The following is a 16,627-nucleotide window of genomic DNA, read 5'->3' on the forward strand; positions in this document are numbered from 1 at the left end:
GGGGCTCAGACGAGGGAGCCGTAGAGGCCGGGGCGCCGGTCGCGGAGGTAGGGGTTCTCCGCGCGGGAGGCCGCGAGGAAGGCCGGGTCGACGTCGCCGAGGACGAGGTCCTCGCCGCGCCCGGCGCGGGCCCGGGCGGTGCCGTCGGGGCCGGCCAGGGTGGAGAGGCCGACGAACTCGAAGTCGCCCTCGGGACCGGTCCGGTTGGCGTACGCGATGTAGAGCTGGTTCTCGAAGGCGCGGACCGGTACCACGGACAGGGGCACGACCTCGGCGGGGTGCATGAGCGCGGTCGGTACGAGGAGGAGGTCCGTACCGGCCAGCGCGTGCGCCCGGACGTTCTCGGGGAACTCGACGTCGTAGCAGATCATCATGCCGACGGTGAGCCCGCCGAGCTCCGCCTGGACGAGGGGCTCGTCACCGGGGGTGAACCACTGGAGCTCGAAGTCCCCGAAGAGGTGGGTCTTGCGGTACCGCGCGAGGGGGACGCCGTCGGCGCCGATGAGCTGCGCGGAGTTGTAGAGGACTCCGTGCCGCTCGGTGTCCCGCTCCGGGTAGCCGTAGCCGACGGCCAGGCCGTGGCGCACGGCGATCGCGGCGACGGCGCGGGCGGAAGGGCCGTCGGACGGCTCGGCCAGGCGCGCGATGTCGGCGCCAATGGCGTAGCCGGTGAGGAAGAGCTCGGGGGCGAGCAGCACGCTCGCTCCGGCGGCCGCGGCGCGGGCGGCGGCCTCGTCGAGGATCTTGAGGTTGGCGGCCACGTCACCGAGCTCACCGGAGCTCTGGAGCAGGGCGGTGCGCAGCGCGGGCATCGGCGATCCTCGGGGGTCGAAAGTTGAGGGGGAAGACGTCAAAAACGGTACGGTTTCGCGCTCTCCCGGGACAAGGCGGCAGCGTTGCGGACCGACCGTCGAACCGTTGCGCGATGAGCGGCCGGGGCGTCGATTCGTTGCGTACGGCTCCGACCGTGGTCGTACGGCTCCCCCGCCGCGCGGCGGAGACGAGGACCGTTCTGCGGCGCGACGCCCGGGCGGGTCTCGCGCGGAAGAGTGGTGGTCGTCCGGAAGACCTGCCGGACGACCTGCCGAAGGGGACCACGATGAACCGCCGTACGAAGATCGTCGCCGTAGCCGCCGCCGTGCTGCTCACCCTGGGGGCCGGGGGTGTCGCCGTCGCCTCGGGAGGGGACGGCGGGCACGGGCACGGCACGGTCCGGGAGGCCGCGGCGCTGACCGGGACGGCCAAGCTGTACCGGCCGGCCGGCGACGACATCACGTTCAGCTTCGACGCGCACCTGGCGGCGAAGGACAACAAGGATCCGCAGGCCGCGACCGGCACCTTCCGGTTCAGCCACTACAAGGACGGGAAGGGCGGCTACGCGGTGGCCAAGGTCGACTGCCTCACCACGGGCGGCAAGGTGGCCGTGGTGACGGGCGTCGTGACCGAGACCGACGTGGACGCCTTCAGGAACAAGCGCGTCGGGATCTCGGTGCACGACGACGGGAAGCACGACCGCCTGGGCTACAGCTGGGTCGGCCGGGACACGAACCTGGAGGTTCCGCCCTGCCTGAGCTCGGCTCCGTTCGAGACGGTGCAGAAGGGCACCGGTGACTTCAAGGTGCTGCCCTGGCAGGTCGACTACCCGACCGAGTGACCGGGGGAACGACCGGGTGACCGGGGGAACGACCGGGTGACCGCGGGAACGACCGAGGGGCGGTGCGGGAACCACGGCCCGCACCGCCCCTCCTCCCGTCGGACTACGCGGGCGAGCCCGAGGAGAAGCGCCGCAGCAGCGGCGAGAGCACCAGGACGGACTTGGTGCGCTCCACGAAGGGCTCGCCCGCGATGCGCTCCAGGACGCGCTCGAAGTGGCGCATGTCCGAGGCGAAGACCTGGACGACGGCGTCCGCGTCACCGGTGACGGTGGACGCGGACACCACCTCGGGGTACCGCTCCAGACCTCGCCGGATGTCCTCCGGCGAGGTGTTGTGACGGCAGTAGATCTCGACGAAGCCCTCGGTCTCCCAGCCGAGCGCCGCCGGGTCCACCCGTACGGTGAATCCGGTGATGGCGCCCTCGGCCCGGAGCCGGTCCACGCGCCGCTTCACGGCGGGGGCGGAGAGTCCGACGAGCGAGCCGATGTCGGCGTAGCTGCGGCGGGCGTCTTCCGCGAGGGCGTGGACGATGCGTTCGTCGAGGTCATTGAGTCGCACTACGGGTGGATCACTTCTGTTCGGATGCCAGTCGGGAGCGGCGAATGCCGTACAGGAAGTAGAACACGAGCCCGGCGGCCATCCAGCAACCGAAGACCACCCAGGTGACGGCATCGAGGCTGAACATGTTGTAGGCGCAGAAGATGAAACCGAGGACCGGGAAGACCGGGCCGAGGGCCACCTTGAAGGTGCGCGGCATGTCGGGGCGGGTGTAGCGGAGCACGATGACCGCGATGTTGACCAGGCCGAAGGCGAAGAGGGTGCCGATGCTGGTGGCGTCGACGAGCTTGCCGAGCGGGATGACCGAGGCGAGCGCGCCGCAGAAGAGCGAGACGATGACCGTGTTCACGCGCGGGGTGCCGGTCTTGCCGCTGACCTTGCCGAAGACCTTGGGGACCAGGCCGTCGCGGGACATCGCGAAGAGGATGCGGGTCTGGCCGTAGAGGACGGTGAGGACGACGCTGGCGATGGAGATGACTGCGCCGGCGGCGAGCATCGTGCCCCAGAAGGTCTGGCCGGTGACGTCGTTCATGATCGCCGCGAGCGTGGCCTCGGAGCCCTCGAACTCCTTCCAGTTCCACGCGCCGACCGCGACGGCGGCGACCAGGACGTAGAGGACGGTGACGATGAGCAGCGAGAGCATGATCGCGCGGGGCAGGTCACGCTTGGGGTTCTTCGCCTCCTCACCGGCCGTGGAGGCCGCGTCGAAGCCGATGTACGAGAAGAACAGGCTGGCGCCGGCGGCGCTGACGCCGGCCGTGCCGAGCGGCATGAAGTCCTTGTAGTTGCCGGACTTGAAGCCCATGAAGCCGATCGCGCAGAAGAGGGCGAGCGCGGCGATCTTCACCACGACCATGATCGTGTTGACCACGGCGGACTCGCGGGCGCCTCCGAGCAGGAAGACCATCGCGAGCAGGACGACGATGAGGCCGGGCAGGTTGATGACGCCGCCCTCGCCCGGGGCCGAGGAGAGCACATCGGGGATGGTGACGCCGATGGTCCCGTCGAGCAGCTCGTTGAGGTACTCGCCCCAGCCGACGGCCACGGCGGCGACGGAGACGCCGTACTCCAGGACCAGACACCAGCCGCAGACCCAGGCGACGAGTTCACCCATCGTTGCGTACGCGTACGAGTAGGAGGACCCGGCGACCGGTATCGAGCCGGCCAGCTCGGCGTACGAGAGGGCCGAGAAGAGCGCCGTGAGACCGGCGACGACGAAGGCGATCGTGACGGCCGGGCCGGCCTTCGGGACGGCGTCGCCGAGGACGACGAAGATGCCGGTGCCGAGCGTGGCGCCGATGCTGATCATGGTCAGCTGCCACATCGAGAGCGAGCGGCGGAGGTTGCCGCCCTCACCCTGGCCACCCTCGTCGACCAGGCGTTCCACCGGCTTGCGCCGGACCAGTGCGCCGAGAGCGGAGGTCTTCGGGGTGGCCGTGTCGTCGACCGGCGGGGCTGCGCCTTGATCCAGCACTGCGGAGGCTCCTTATCGCTGCCTGTGAGGGTAGGAAGGCGACCGCGGCGGTACGAGGGCATGCCGAAGCAGACCCACGGGGGACGGAACCGCCGAGCAGGCGGTCGCCGCCACTCCTGGTACGGGGCACGAGCCTAAGGGGCGAAGCTTCGCAGTCGTAATGCAGGGTTGTTGCGCAGTGCCGGATGATCATTGCGCGCTTGGGGCGCAGACGGGAAAACATTGCGCGCCCCCGCATGAATCGACACATCGGGGTGTGAACCGGCACGCGCACGCGTATGGACTCCTCGTGCGGAATGACCGACGCTTCGAGCCCCTGACGACCGCTCCCGGCGCCACGATCGGAGACCCCGTGCACTGGCTCGACCCGGCACCGTTCCTGCGCGGCACGGCCTGGCTGGACGAGGGCCGGCCCGTCCGCGCCGACCCCGACGACCTCGAACGGCTGCCGTGGGACATCGCCGAGCGGGCCGCGCTGCCCATCGGGGTACGGATCGAGTTCACGGCCACGCCCGGTACGCGCGCGGTGGAGCTGCGCTACCGGGCGGCCGTCCCGGCGGCGGACGACCCGCTGCGGGCGCTGCGGCACTGCTTCGCGGTCTGGCGGGGGACGCGGCTCGTCGGCGAGACGTGCGCGGCTCCCGCGCCGGAGGCCGTCGTGAGGCTCCCGCTGCCCCCTGAGGGCGGCGTCTTCGCCGTCCATCTCCCGGAGGGCCAGGCGCCCGTGCCGCTCGGCCTGCGGGCCCTCGGGGGCGCCCTCTCCCCCGCCCCTGAGCGGCCCCGCTGGCTCGTCCACGGCGACTCGATCACCGAGGGCTGGTGGTCGACCCGCCCGGCCCACTCCTGGCCGGCCACGGCGGGCCGGCTCCTGGGCCTCGACACGGTGAACCTGGGGTACGCGGGCGGGGCGAGGGGCGAACTGCCGCTGGCGGAGCACCTGGCCCGGCTGCGGGGCGATCTGATCACCCTCGCGTTCGGCACCAACTGCTGGTCACGGGTGCCGGCCACCGCGGACTGGCTCTACGCGACGGTCCGCGCCTTCGTGGGCCTGGTCCGCCGGGGCCACCCGGAGACGCCGCTCCTGATCGTCTCGCCTGTCCTGCGGCCGGAAGCGGAGCACACGCGCAACGCCCTCGGGGCGACGCTGACGGAACTGCGCCGGGCGATGGAACGCGCGGCCCGGGACCTGTCCGCGGAGGGCGACCGCCACCTGCTGCTCCTGCCGGGGCGGCCACTCCTGGGCCCGGAACACCTGGCGGACGGGTTGCACCCGAACGACGCGGGGCATGCGCGGGTGGCACAGGCGGTGACGGAAGCGCTCCGCGGCTCCACGACGCCCCACTGAGCCCCCCGTGTGGGGCCCGCACCCGCTGCCGTGTGGGACCCCGCACCCGCCCCCGTGTGGGACCCGCGCCCGCCGCCGCGTGGGACCCGCGCCCGCCCCCGTGTGGGACCCGCGCCCGCCGCCGTGTGGGCAATCGTCCCGCAGGGCGGGACGGGTGGGCACACGGGACGGCGCCCTCCGCGGCGCCTCCGCCTTACGCGCCTGGACCCGCACCCCGGTCCGCGGCGCACACGTGGTGCAGGTTCAGGCGCGGGAGCCTCGGGCGCCGGCATGGGCGCCGTTCCGTTGTGCCCACCCGTTCCGCCCCGGCGGAACGCATGCCCACAACGGGGCGGAAGCGCGCCCACAACGGGCGGCGGGGCCCCCGGGGAAACCCCGGAGGCCCCGCCGAAGCGCAGCTGCTAGCTCCAGCTCGCGTGGAGGGGCTTGCCCTCTGCGTAGCCCGCGGCCGACTGGAGACCGACGACCGCCTTCTCCTCGAACTCGGCGAGCGAGCCCGCACCGGCGTAGGTGCAGGAGGACCGCACACCGGCGATGATCGAGTCGATCAGGTCCTCGACGCCCGGACGCTGCGGGTCGAGGAACATCCGCGACGTGGAGATGCCCTCCTCGAACAGCGCCTTGCGGGCGCGGTCGTAGGCGGACTCGTCCGAGGTCCGGTTGCGGACGGCGCGGGCCGAGGCCATGCCGAAGGACTCCTTGTACGCGCGCCCCTTGGCGTCGTGCTGGAGGTCGCCCGGGGACTCGTACGTCCCGGCGAACCAGGAGCCGATCATCACGTTGGACGCACCGGCGGCGAGCGCCATGGCGACGTCGCGCGGGTGACGGACACCGCCGTCGGCCCAGACGTGCTTGCCGTACTTCTTCGCCTCGGCGGCGCACTCCAGGACGGCGGAGAACTGCGGCCGGCCGACGCCGGTCATCATGCGGGTGGTGCACATGGCGCCGGGGCCCACGCCGACCTTGATGATGTCGGCGCCCGCCTCGATGAGGTCCTTGACACCCTCGGCGGCGACGATGTTGCCCGCGACGATCGGGACCTGCGGGTCGAGCGCCCGCACGGTCCGGATGGCGGAGATCATCGACTCCTGGTGGCCGTGCGCGGTGTCGATGACGAGCGTGTCGACGCCCGCGTCGAGCAGCTGCTTGGCCTTGCCGGCGACGTCGCCGTTGATGCCGACGGCGGCGGCGATGCGGAGCCGTCCCTGGGCGTCGACGGCCGGGGAGTACAGGGTCGCGCGCAGGGCGCCCTTGCGGGTGAGGATGCCGACGAGCTTGCCGTCCGCGTCCACGGCCGGGGCGTAGCGGCGGTTGTGGGCGTCGAGGGTGTTGAAGGCCTCGCGCGGGTCGATGTCGGCGTCCAGGAGCAGCAGGTCCTTGGACATGACCTCGGACAGCTGGGTGAAGCGGTCGACGCCGGAGAGGTCGGCGTCGGTGACGACGCCCACCGGGCGGCGGTTCTCGTCGACGACGACACCGGCGTCGTGGGCGCGCTTGGGCAGCAGGGACAGCGCGTCGGCGACGGTCTGGTGCGGCTCAAGGACGATCGGGGTGTCGAGGACGTGGTGGCGGCTCTTCACCCACGAGATGACGTCGGTGACGACCTCGATCGGGATGTCCTGCGGGATGACGACCAGGCCACCGCGGCGGGCGACCGTCTCGGCCATCCGGCGGCCGGCGATGGCGGTCATGTTGGCGACGACGAGCGGGATGGTCGTCCCGGTGCCGTCGGGCGAGGAGAGGTCCACGGCCTGGCGGGAACCCACGGCCGAGCGGCTCGGCACCATGAACACATCGTCGTACGTCAGGTCGTAGGGCGGCTTGACGTCATTGAGGAAACGCACGTGCTGACATCCCAGTCGTTCGGATCGGCCCCTAGGCATTTCAGCCAGGGGAAAAAGCACGTAGTTCATTGTCCCACGCCGGTACGCATACCAGACCCGGGCTAATCATCCGAGGCTTGCGACAGGTCCTTCGTGGGATCCTCCGAAGGCTCGCCCAGAACGAGGAGGACGGAGAGGCGCGTGGGGCGTTCTTCGACGGCCGTGGCGAAGACCTCCTGGGCGGTCCCCCACTCACGCGGGCGCGTCCTGGCGTACGCCTGCCAGCCGGTGACGACGAGGGTGACCGGCTCGGGCAGGTCGGTGAGGGAGTCGGCGAGGGCGTCCCAGTTGCGGCCGAACCAGTCCGGCAGGGCGAGCACCTCGGCGCACCGGTCCATGAGGGCGGCCTTGTCCGTGACTCCGCTCAGGTCGAGGACGAGGGGGTCGTCAAGCCTCATCCGTGACCACCTCCCGGAAGGTCTCGTAGTGGTCGTCGGTGTAATAGGTCTCGCCGTTCCGTCCGGTGACGATCCGGCGGGCTCCCCGGTCGCGTTCGCCGGGGGTCTTCACGGTGTACTCGTGGTAGTAGCCGCGCTCCTTGCGGGGCAGGACCCGCTCGAAGTTCGAGAAGACCGTGCCGTCCTTGGCGTACGGGAAGGGGCCGCCCCGCGCGATGAGGGCGAGGGTCTTCCGCGCCTCGGGAGGCAGCTCCGCCGCCCGTACGACGGGCAGCCCGGAGGTCCCGGTCGGTGCGGCGGTCGCGGTGGTACGGGTGGACGCCGGGGCGGCCGTGCCGGTGCCGCTGCCGCCCGCCGAGGAGCATCCGGCCAGGAAGACGGCGAGGACGAGCGCGAGGAGAACGCGCAGGGGCCGGAGCAACATGTCCCGAACATACCGTTACGGGACTGCTCCGGCCCTCAGGACGTTCAGCTGCCGTCGGGGTCCCGCCGGTCGAGCGCCGGGTGGGTGCCCGGGCTGGACTCGGTGAGGAGGTAGTCCGCAGCGGCGCGGTCGGTGACCAGGCTGGTGACCAGCCCCGAGCGGAGGACCGCTCCGATCGCGGCCGCCTTGCGCTGGCCGCCGGCGATCGCCACGACCTCGGGGATGCGGCGCAGCCGGTCCGCCTCGACGGTGATGCAGCGCTCGCCCAGGTCGCGGCCGACCCGGCGTCCTTCGGTGTCGAAGAGGTGCGCGGACATCTCGGCGGCGACCCCGAGCGAGGCGTAGTGGGCGCGCTCGTCGTCGGAGAGCATGTCGTGGACGGTCGAGATGCCCGGCTCCCAGGAGCCGATGGAGACGCAGGCGACGGTGACCTTGTCGAAGTACTCGAAGGCCCGCGCGATGCCGGTCTGGCTGCGCAGCGCGGCGGCGGTCGCCGGGTCGGGCAGCAGCATGGGCGCGTAGATGGGGTGGGCCTCGCCGCCGGAGACCTGCGCGGCGCGGCGCACGGCCTCGACGGAGCCGCGCTCGGCGGTCCCCGCGTCGTACACGCCGGTGAGCTGGACGACCGTGCAGGGCGGCAGCCGGTCGAGGGCGGCCGCCATGTGGATGGTGGAGCGGCCCCAGGCCAGGCCGAGGACGTCGCCCTCGGTGACGAGCTCGCCGAGCAGGTCGGCCGCGACCTCGCCGAGGTTCTCCGGGTCGGGCGACTCGTCGTCGCCCTCCGCCGGGGACTCGACGACGACGGCGTGGCGGAGCCCGTAGCGGGCGCGGAGCGCGTCGGAGCGCTCGGCGTCCAGCTCGGCCGGTACGCGGATCTCGATCCGCACGAGGTCGCGCTCCAGGGCGGTCTCCAGGACCCGGGCCACCTTGAAGCGGCTCACGCCGAACTCCTCGGCGATCTGGATCTTGGACTTGCCCTCGAGGTAGAAGCGGCGGGCCATGGCCGCCGCCTGCACCAGCTCCGCGGGGCCCATCCGCAGGGCTGACCGTCCCGCCGACATACCGGCCACCGCGATCTCCTCACTGCTGTTCACGTACCGCTGTTCACGTACGGCTGTCGTTCACACTCTGGCTCGCCGTTCATCCTGTCAGAAACGACGAGCCCTGATCAGTCCTGTCGGCGGCCCGACGGACCGCGTTCATCCGCCGGAGGCTCAGTGGCCACACGCCCACGCGGCGGAGGCGGTCGCGGCCTCCGCGCGGGCCCGGAGCGAGGCGACGGCCGCGGCCGGGTCGGCCGCTCCGTACACCGCGGAACCGGCGACGAAGACATCGGCGCCGGCCTCGGCGCACCGCTCGATCGTGGACTCGGCGACCCCGCCGTCGACCTGGAGCCAGAGCTCCAGACCGTGCTTGGAGATCAGCTCCCGGGTACGGCGGATCTTGGGCAGCATGATGTCGAGGAAGGCCTGGCCGCCGAAGCCGGGCTCGACGGTCATGATGAGCAGCATGTCGAGCTCGGGGAGCAGGTCCTCGAAGGGCTCGATGGGGGTGGCCGGCTTGAGCGCCATGGAGGCCCTGGCACCCTTGGCCCGGATCTCGCGCGCGAGGCGGACCGGCGCGGCGGCCGCCTCGACGTGGAAGGTGACCGAACCGGCGCCCGCCTCCACGTACTGCGGGGCCCAGCGGTCCGGGTCCTCGATCATGAGGTGGCAGTCGAGCGGGGTGTCGGTGGCGCGGGCCAGCGACTCCACGATCGGCACGCCCAGCGTCAGGTTGGGCACGAAGTGGTTGTCCATCACGTCGACGTGCAGCCAGTCCGCGCCGCCGACGGCCTTCGCCTCATCGGCGAGCCGGGCGAAGTCCGCGGACAGGATGCTGGGGTTGATCTGCGCCATGTGCCAAGCCTCCCACGTTCTTGGGTACTTCTTTGCCGCTCAGCGGTTTCGAATCCGGTCCAGACCAATTTCGGTACGAACTGACGAGTCCAGGACCTGGACGGACCGGGCGATTACGGTCAGATGATCGAGGGGTCGGGCCCTGTCGGTCAGGCGGTCCGGCGCAGCAGCGCCAGATACATGGCGTCCGTACCGTGCAGATGCGGCCACAGCTGGACGTCGGGACCGTCGCCGAGCGCCGGGACGCCGGGCAGCAGCGGACGGGCGTCGATCAGCTCGGCGCCGCCCACCTTCTTGAGGACGTCGTCGACGACCACGCGCGTCTCGGCGAGGTGCGGCGAGCAGGTCGCGTACCCCACCACGCCCCCCACGCGGACGGCGCTCAGCGCCTCGGTGAGCAGGGCGCGCTGGAGCGGGGCGAAGCCGTCCAGGTCCTCGGGGCGGCGGCGCCAGCGGGCCTCGGGGCGGCGGCGCAGGGCGCCGAGGCCCGAGCAGGGCACGTCGACGAGGACGCGGTCGAAGGAGCCGGGGCGCCACGGCGGGCGGGTGCCGTCGGCGGCGATCACCTGGTACGGGCCGGGGTTGCCGGCCAGGGCGCGCTCGACCAGGCGGGCGCGGTGCGGCTGCTTCTCGGAGGCGAGCAGGAAGGCACCGCGCTCGGCCGCGAGGGCGCCGAGCAGGGCGGCCTTGCCGCCGGGGCCGGCGCAGCCGTCGAGCCAGCGGGCGTCGGAGCCCTCCAGGGGCGCGTTGGCGAGGGCGATCGCGACGAGCTGGCTGCCTTCGTCCTGGACGCCGGCCCGGCCCTCCTTGACCGCCTCGATGGCGCCGGGCTCGCCGCCCTCGGCCATCCGCAGGGCGTAGGGCGACCAGCGGCCCGGCAGGGTCTCGGTGGCGGCGGCGAGTTCCTCGGTGGTGGAGCGGCCGGGGCGGGCGACGAGGGTGACCTCGGGGCGCTCGTTGTCCGCCTCCAGGAGGTCCTCGATGCCGGCGCGGCCGCCGCCGAGGGAGTCCCAGAGCGCCGAGACGACCCAGCGGGGGTGGGAGTGGACAACGGCGAGGTGGTCCTCGGCGTCCTCGTCGTACGGCGGGGCGACCTGCTCGACCCAGGCGTCGAGGTCCTGGCGCGAGATCTTCCGCAGGACGGCGTTCACGAACTTGGCACGCCCGTCGCCGAGCACCACACGGGCCAGCTCGACGCTGGCGGAGACGGCGGCGTGGCTGGGGATCCGGGTCCCGAGGAGCTGGTGGGCGCCGAGCGCGAGGACGTCGAGCACGGGCGGGTCGACCTCGCGCAGCGGCCGGTCGATGCAGGCCGCGATGATCGCGTCGTACGTGCCCTGCCGGCGCAGCGTCCCGTACACGAGCTCGGTCGCGAGCGCCGCGTCCCGCCCGTCGAAGTCACCCTTCTCGCGGGCCTTCCTCAACAGCGGCGGCAGCACCAGATTCGCGTAGGCGTCCCGCTCGTCCACCGCCCTGAGCGCCTCGAAGGCGAGCATCCGGACGGGGTCCTTCTTGGGCCGCCGGTAGGGCTTGTGGGGACGAGGACGTGCCTGCTCGCTCAAAGGTGCTCCGCGTGACGAAATGAAGAGGGTCGAACCCTCTCAGCCTACGTCCGCCCACCTCCCCCGCGGAAAACAGCCCTCCCGCGGGGACCCGGTGCGGCGCCCCCGGTGGCTACGCCCCCAGTCGCTCGCCCGGGGCGATGCGGACGCCGCGGGCCCAGTCGGCGGCCTTCATGGGCTTCTTGCCCTGGGGCTGGACCCAGAGGAGTTCCACGGCGTACGAGCCGGTGCCCGCGTACACGTTGTTCTTGCCGGCCGCGAGCTCGCCCGGGGCGAGGTCGGTGCGGTCCGGGAGGGGGGTGACCTGGATCAGCTTGAGGCGTTCGCCGCGGAAGACCGTCCAGGCGCCCGGGGCCGGGGTGCAGCCGCGGACCACGCGGTCCACCCGGAGCGCGGGGGCGGCGAAGTCGAGCTGGGCGTCCTCGACCTGGATCTTCGGGGCGAGCGTGATGCCCTCGATGGGCTGCGGGACGGCCTTGAGCGTGCCGTCCTCGATGCCGTCCATGGTCGCGGAGAGCAGCCCGGCGCCCGCGAAGGCGAGCCGGGTGAGCAGGTCGCCGCTGGTGTCGGTGGGGCGGATGTCCTCGGTGACGACGCCGTAGACCGGGCCGGAGTCGAGGCCCTCCTCGATGAGGAAGGTGGACGCGCCCGTCACCTGGTCGCCCGCCATCAGGGAGTGCTGGACGGGCGCGGCGCCGCGCCAGGCGGGCAGCAGCGAGAAGTGCAGGTTGACCCAGCCGCGCGCGGGGATGTCGAGGGCGACCTTGGGCAGCAGCGCGCCGTACGCGACGACCGGGCAGCAGTCCGGGGCGATCTCCCGCAGCCGGGCGAGGAACTCCTCGTCGCGGGGCCTGTTCGGCTTCAGGACCTCGATCCCGGCCTCCTCCGCCCGCTGGGCCACCGGACTGGCCACGAGCCGCCGACCGCGCCCCGCCGGGGCGTCCGGCCGGGTGACCACGGCGGCCACCTCGTGCCGCCCGGAGGCGAGCAGGGCGTCCAGGGCGGGAACGGCGACCTCGGGGGTGCCTGCGAAGACGAGCTTCATGGGTGGCGACTGCCTGTCTCTCCGGGGGCGTTGCGGGCAACGCACCAGTCTAGGCGGCTGCGAGGGAAGGGGCGCACGGAGGAGGCGGGCCCCCGCGAGGGGGGCTCACGGCAGGACGAGCGCCCCGCGCATATGCGTGTACGCCCCCGCAGCGTGACCCCAGCCCCGGTGGCGCGTTGGTCAAGAGAGATTGACCGAATCGGGCCGCTGTCCCCCACCGCGGCCCGCCCCCTTAAACGCCGGTTCGAGAGGCTTTCACATGGCCGACCACGCAACCCACGACGCCCAAGCCCGGGCAAGTCTGCATCTGTTGGTGCGGGACATCGAGCGGGTCCGGCGGCAGGTGGACGCACTGCGCACGCTCACGGCCCAGCTGGGCAATGTCTACCGCCCTCGCCGCTCCGGCCCGTCCACGGGCTTCGTCGTCTACGGGCGCGCGCCCGCCCCGACCGTCCGTCTCGCCCAGGAGCTGCGGGACAGTGTCGAGACCCTGGTGACCGCGGCGGTCGACTTCGACCGCTCGCTCGGGTTCTCCTGGGACGCGGTGGGTTCCGCGCTCGGGGTCACCAAGCAGGCCGTCCACCGCCGCTACGGCGCCCGCCGCGCGCCGCAGCAGGGCGTGGCCGTGGAGCAGGACCACGCGGTGGAGCCGGGCGTGACCCGGACGCTCCCCTCGGTCCCCGCCGCCCGGTCGATGCCGCCGCAGCCCACCTCGGGCAGCGCCGCCCTCCGCGAGGACCCGCGCCCGCCGGCCTTCCCCGGCCCGCGCAACGGCTGATCCCGTACGCGAGAAACGGCCGCCCGCCCCGCGAGGGGTGGGCGGCCGTTCCCGTGTCAGCCGATGTCCGGCGGGTCCACCCGGATCCGCACCGGATCCCCGCCGCCCCGGGCGAGCCGCCCGGCGCGGGCCTGCTTGAGGGAGGCAGCGAGGGCCGCGCCGCTGCCGGGCGGGACCCGGACCAGGGCCCGCTCCCACTGCTCGCCCGGCGGCGGGTCGCCCGGTCTGCGCGGCCCGCCGGGGCGGACGACGGGCAGCGGCACGGGCCCGAGGACCTCCGCGTCGGCGGGGAGCCCGGCCCCGGCGAGGAAGCCCTCGACGGCCTCCGGCGGCCCGGTGACGGCGGCCATCCGGGAGACGGGCGGGAAGCCGAGCTCGGCCCGCTCGGCCAGCTCCCGCCGGGCGTGCCCGACGGGGTCCCAGCGGACGAGCGCCTGGACGGGCCGCAGGGTCGGTTCGGCGACCACGACGACCGTGCCGCCCTCGGCCTGGCCGCGGACCAGCGAGGCCGCGTCGATCCAGCGGCGCAGCGCCTCCTCGCCCGCGCGCAGGTCGGGCCGGCCGAGCATGGCCCAGCCGTCGAGGAGCAGCGCGGCCGCGTAGCCGCCCTCGGCGACCGGTTCGGCGCCGGGGGTGGAGACGACGAGGGCGGGCCGCCCGGGCACGCTGTCGAGGACGTGGTCGCGTCCGGAGGTCCGTACCGGCACGGCGGGGAAGGCCCGGCCGAGCTCCTCCGCGGTCCGCCGGGCGCCGACCACCTGGGCCCGCAGCCGGGTCGAGCCGCACTCCACGCAGTGCCAGTCGGGGGCGCCGCGCCCGCACCAGCCGCACCGCAGCTCCTGCTGCTCGGGGGCCTCCAGGGGCCCGGCGCAGTGCCGGCAGCGCGCGGGTGTGCGGCAGCGCTCGCAGGCCAGCCGCGGCACGTACCCCCGGCGGGGGACCTGCACGAGCACCGGCCCGGTCTTCAGGCCCTCGCGGACGGTCTGCCAGGCGAGCGAGGGCAGCCGGGCGGCGCGCGCGGCCTCGTCGCGGGCGAGTTCGCCGTCGCCGACGGTACGGATCAGGGGCGCGGCCCGGCGGACCTGCTCGCGCCCGGCGTCCAGTGCCTGGGCCCAGCCGGACTCGACGAGCTGGGCGGCCTCGACGGTGCAGCCGGTGGAGCCGAGGAGGAAGGCGCAGCGGTCGTGGGCGGCGCGCAGCAGCAGCACCTCGCGCGCGTGGGGCTGGGGGGCGTGCGGTTCGCTGTGGCTGCCGTCGCCGTCGTCCCAGATGACGGCGAGGCCGAGGTCGCGTACGGGGGCGAACATCGCGGCCCGGGTGCCGACGACGGCCCGCACGGCGCCACGCCGCACGGCGAGCCACTGCGCGTACCGCTTCTCGGGGCCGGCCTCGGCGGTGAGCAGCGCGTGCCGGCCCTCGCCCAGGATCTCGGTGAGGGCGGCGTCGACCCGGGCGGCGGCCCGTCCGTCGGGGACGACGACGAGCGCGCCACGCCCGGAGGCGAGGGTCGCGGCGACGGCACGGGCGATCTCCTGGGCCCAGTGGGGCCCGGGCAGCGCGTTCCACACGGCCCGGGGCGCCCCGCCGCGCGCGAGGGAGTCCAGGAACGCCGGCCCCCGCTCGTACCGCGTCCAGCTGCCCGGCTCCGGCGGCCGGGGCGGCGGCAGCGGCTCGGGCGAGGGCTTGCGCTCGGCGGTCGCGTTGCGCGGCGGAACGGCCAGCTGGAGGACGTCGGCAAGGCTGCCCGCGTACCGGTCGGCGACGGCCCGGGCGAGTCCGAGCAGCTCGGGTCCGAGGACCGGCTCGGGCGAGACGACGTCGGCGAGCGCGGCGAGCGGCCCCGAGTAGTCGGACTCGGCGCGCCGCTCCACCAGGAACCCGTCGATGAGCCGGCCGCCCTCGCGCCGCCCGCCCCGCACCTGGTGGGCGCCCGCCCCGAACCGCACCCGCACCCGCACGCCCGGGCGGGCGTCCTGGTCCAGCTCCTCGGGGACCGCGTAGTCGAAGAACTGGTCGAGGTGGAGCGCCCCCTTGTTCACCACGACGCGCGCGACCGGCAGCTCCTTGGCCAGCGCGGCCCCCCGCCAGGTCCGCGGCTTGGCCCGCGGCACCTTCGCCTTCCGGACGGTCTCCCGGATGAGCGCGAGCTGCTCGGGCTCGTCGGACTTCTCGTTCTCGCTGCTCACAGCCCCATACCTACCAGACGCCACCGACAGCCGGACATGGCCGAAGCCCGGCACCCCCTCGGGGTACCGGGCTTCTTCGCCTGAGGCCTGGATTACAGGCCGGCGGCCTTCTTCAGGGCGTCCACGCGGTCCGTGCGCTCCCAGGTGAAGTCCGGCAGCTCACGGCCGAAGTGGCCGTAGGCGGCGGTCTGGGAGTAGATCGGGCGGAGCAGGTCGAGGTCGCGGATGATCGCGGCCGGGCGGAGGTCGAAGACCTCGGCGATGGCGTGCTCGATCTTGTCCGTGTCGACGGTGTTGGTGCCGAAGGTCTCGACGAAGAGACCGACGGGCTCGGCCTTGCCGATCGCGTAGGCGACCTGGACCTCGCAGCGCGAGGCGAGGCCCGCGGCCACGACGTTCTTGGCGACCCAGCGCATGGCGTAAGCGGCCGAGCGGTCGACCTTGGACGGGTCCTTGCCGGAGAAGGCGCCGCCACCGTGGCGGGCCATGCCGCCGTAGGTGTCGATGATGATCTTGCGGCCGGTGAGGCCGGCGTCGCCCATCGGGCCGCCGATCTCGAAGCGGCCGGTCGGGTTCACGAGCAGGCGGTAGCCGTCGGTGTCGAGCTTGATGCCGTCCTCGACGAGCTGCTTGAGGACGTGCTCGACGACGAACTCGCGGATGTCGGGCGCGAGCAGCGACTCGAGGTCGATGTCCGAGGCGTGCTGCGAGGAGACGACGACCGTGTCGAGGCGGACGGCCTTGTCGCCGTCGTACTCGATGGTGACCTGGGTCTTGCCGTCGGGACGCAGGTACGGGATGGTCCCGTTCTTGCGGACCTCGGTGAGGCGGCGGGAGAGCCGGTGCGCGAGGTAGATCGGGAGCGGCATCAGCTCGGGGGTCTCGTCCGACGCGTAGCCGAACATCAGGCCCTGGTCGCCGGCGCCCTGCTTGTCCAGCTCGTCCTCGTCGCCCTCGACACGCTTCTCGTACGCGGTGTCGACACCCTGGGCGATGTCCGGGGACTGGGATCCGATGGACACCGACACGCCGCAGGAGGCGCCGTCGAAGCCCTTCTTCGAGGAGTCGTAACCGATCTCGAGGATCTTGTTCCGGACGAGGGTCGGGATGTCCGCCCACGCCTTGGTGGTCACCTCACCGGCGACGTGCACCAGGCCGGTGGTGATCAGCGTCTCGACGGCGACGCGCGAGGTGGGGTCCTCGCGCAGCAGTGCGTCGAGAATGGTGTCGCTGATCTGGTCAGCGATCTTGTCGGGGTGGCCCTCGGTGACGGACTCCGAGGTGAACAGACGACGGGACACAACGCTCCCTGGGGTTGCAGCGGCTGCTGGCTACTCGTGACGCGGACCGGCAGGGGGCTGCGCCCCGCGACGTTCCACGAACAGTCTATCGGTCGTGGTCGGGCAATGGACCAGGTGTCT

15 protein-coding genes are annotated in these 16,627 nt (G+C 73.2%); 3 read left to right on the forward strand and 12 right to left on the reverse strand.

Annotation, left to right across the window (positions count from 1 at the left end):
• Window positions 1-5: 5 nt before the first annotated feature.
• Window positions 6-812: a carbon-nitrogen hydrolase family protein gene (locus tag ACWGN5_RS23595; RefSeq protein WP_453518389.1), complete on the reverse strand. Its 807-nt coding sequence runs from the start codon at window positions 810-812 to the stop codon at window positions 6-8.
• A gap of 287 nt (window positions 813-1,099) precedes the next feature.
• Between ACWGN5_RS23595 and ACWGN5_RS23600 the strand changes: the two genes are divergently transcribed.
• Window positions 1,100-1,654, forward strand: a complete 555-nt coding sequence (locus ACWGN5_RS23600) for a Repetin (protein WP_453518441.1) — start codon at window positions 1,100-1,102, stop codon at window positions 1,652-1,654.
• Window positions 1,655-1,757: 103 nt separating this feature from the next.
• On the opposite strand, the gene ACWGN5_RS23605 is transcribed toward ACWGN5_RS23600, so the two are convergent.
• Window positions 1,758-2,213 carry an Lrp/AsnC family transcriptional regulator gene (locus tag ACWGN5_RS23605; protein ID WP_030691274.1) on the reverse strand — a complete coding sequence of 152 codons (456 nt, stop codon included), beginning with the start codon at window positions 2,211-2,213 and terminating at the stop codon, window positions 1,758-1,760.
• Between the two features lie 10 nt (window positions 2,214-2,223).
• On the reverse strand, window positions 2,224-3,687 hold the full coding sequence (locus tag ACWGN5_RS23610) for an amino acid permease (protein WP_453518391.1): 1,464 nt from the start codon (window positions 3,685-3,687) through the stop codon (window positions 2,224-2,226).
• A gap of 352 nt (window positions 3,688-4,039) precedes the next feature.
• Here ACWGN5_RS23610 and ACWGN5_RS23615 point away from each other — a divergent pair, with 352 nt between their 5' ends.
• Window positions 4,040-5,032, forward strand: a complete 993-nt coding sequence (locus ACWGN5_RS23615) for a GDSL-type esterase/lipase family protein (RefSeq protein WP_453518442.1) — start codon at window positions 4,040-4,042, stop codon at window positions 5,030-5,032.
• Between the two features lie 401 nt (window positions 5,033-5,433).
• Here ACWGN5_RS23615 and ACWGN5_RS23620 read toward each other — a convergent pair whose 3' ends face one another.
• The 7 genes from ACWGN5_RS23620 to fmt all read right to left on the reverse strand — a co-directional run bounded on the left by ACWGN5_RS23620 (window position 5,434) and on the right by fmt (window position 12,242).
• A complete protein-coding gene (locus tag ACWGN5_RS23620) occupies window positions 5,434-6,876 on the reverse strand; it encodes a GuaB1 family IMP dehydrogenase-related protein (RefSeq protein WP_453518393.1) in 1,443 nt (480 codons plus the stop codon).
• Window positions 6,877-6,977: 101 nt separating this feature from the next.
• Window positions 6,978-7,313 (reverse strand): barstar family protein, encoded by a 336-nt coding sequence (locus ACWGN5_RS23625; protein WP_453518395.1) that lies wholly within the window; start codon window positions 7,311-7,313, stop codon window positions 6,978-6,980.
• On the reverse strand, window positions 7,303-7,737 hold the full coding sequence (locus tag ACWGN5_RS23630) for a ribonuclease domain-containing protein (RefSeq protein WP_453518398.1): 435 nt from the start codon (window positions 7,735-7,737) through the stop codon (window positions 7,303-7,305). The genes ACWGN5_RS23625 and ACWGN5_RS23630 overlap by 11 nt, the downstream gene beginning before the upstream one ends.
• Before the next feature lie 44 nt (window positions 7,738-7,781).
• The gene (locus tag ACWGN5_RS23635) at window positions 7,782-8,831 is read right to left on the reverse strand and encodes a sugar-binding transcriptional regulator (protein WP_453518401.1); all 1,050 of its coding nucleotides are present in this window, start codon (window positions 8,829-8,831) and stop codon (window positions 7,782-7,784) included.
• Window positions 8,832-8,951: 120 nt separating this feature from the next.
• Entirely contained in the window at window positions 8,952-9,635 is a 684-nt protein-coding gene (gene rpe / locus ACWGN5_RS23640; protein ID WP_086830314.1) for a ribulose-phosphate 3-epimerase, read from the reverse strand.
• Between the two features lie 149 nt (window positions 9,636-9,784).
• The gene (locus tag ACWGN5_RS23645; RefSeq protein ID WP_453518404.1) at window positions 9,785-11,197 is read right to left on the reverse strand and encodes an RsmB/NOP family class I SAM-dependent RNA methyltransferase; all 1,413 of its coding nucleotides are present in this window, start codon (window positions 11,195-11,197) and stop codon (window positions 9,785-9,787) included.
• Window positions 11,198-11,309: 112 nt separating this feature from the next.
• A complete protein-coding gene (fmt, locus tag ACWGN5_RS23650) occupies window positions 11,310-12,242 on the reverse strand; it encodes a methionyl-tRNA formyltransferase (RefSeq protein WP_453518407.1) in 933 nt (310 codons plus the stop codon).
• 259 nt (window positions 12,243-12,501) lie between these two features.
• On the opposite strand from fmt, the gene ACWGN5_RS23655 reads away from it, so the two are divergent.
• Window positions 12,502-13,020, forward strand: coding sequence for a hypothetical protein (locus tag ACWGN5_RS23655; RefSeq protein ID WP_453518410.1), 519 nt, complete (start codon window positions 12,502-12,504; stop codon window positions 13,018-13,020).
• Window positions 13,021-13,076: 56 nt separating this feature from the next.
• Here the strand turns inward: ACWGN5_RS23655 and ACWGN5_RS23660 are convergent, their stop codons facing one another.
• Window positions 13,077-15,206 (reverse strand): primosomal protein N', encoded by a 2,130-nt coding sequence (locus ACWGN5_RS23660; RefSeq protein ID WP_453518412.1) that lies wholly within the window; start codon window positions 15,204-15,206, stop codon window positions 13,077-13,079.
• Between the two features lie 92 nt (window positions 15,207-15,298).
• Window positions 15,299-16,507 carry a methionine adenosyltransferase gene (metK, locus tag ACWGN5_RS23665; RefSeq protein WP_392154712.1) on the reverse strand — a complete coding sequence of 403 codons (1,209 nt, stop codon included), beginning with the start codon at window positions 16,505-16,507 and terminating at the stop codon, window positions 15,299-15,301.
• Between the last annotated feature and the right edge of the window lie 120 nt (window positions 16,508-16,627).

Source organism: Streptomyces sp. NPDC055815 (assembly GCF_053616475.1).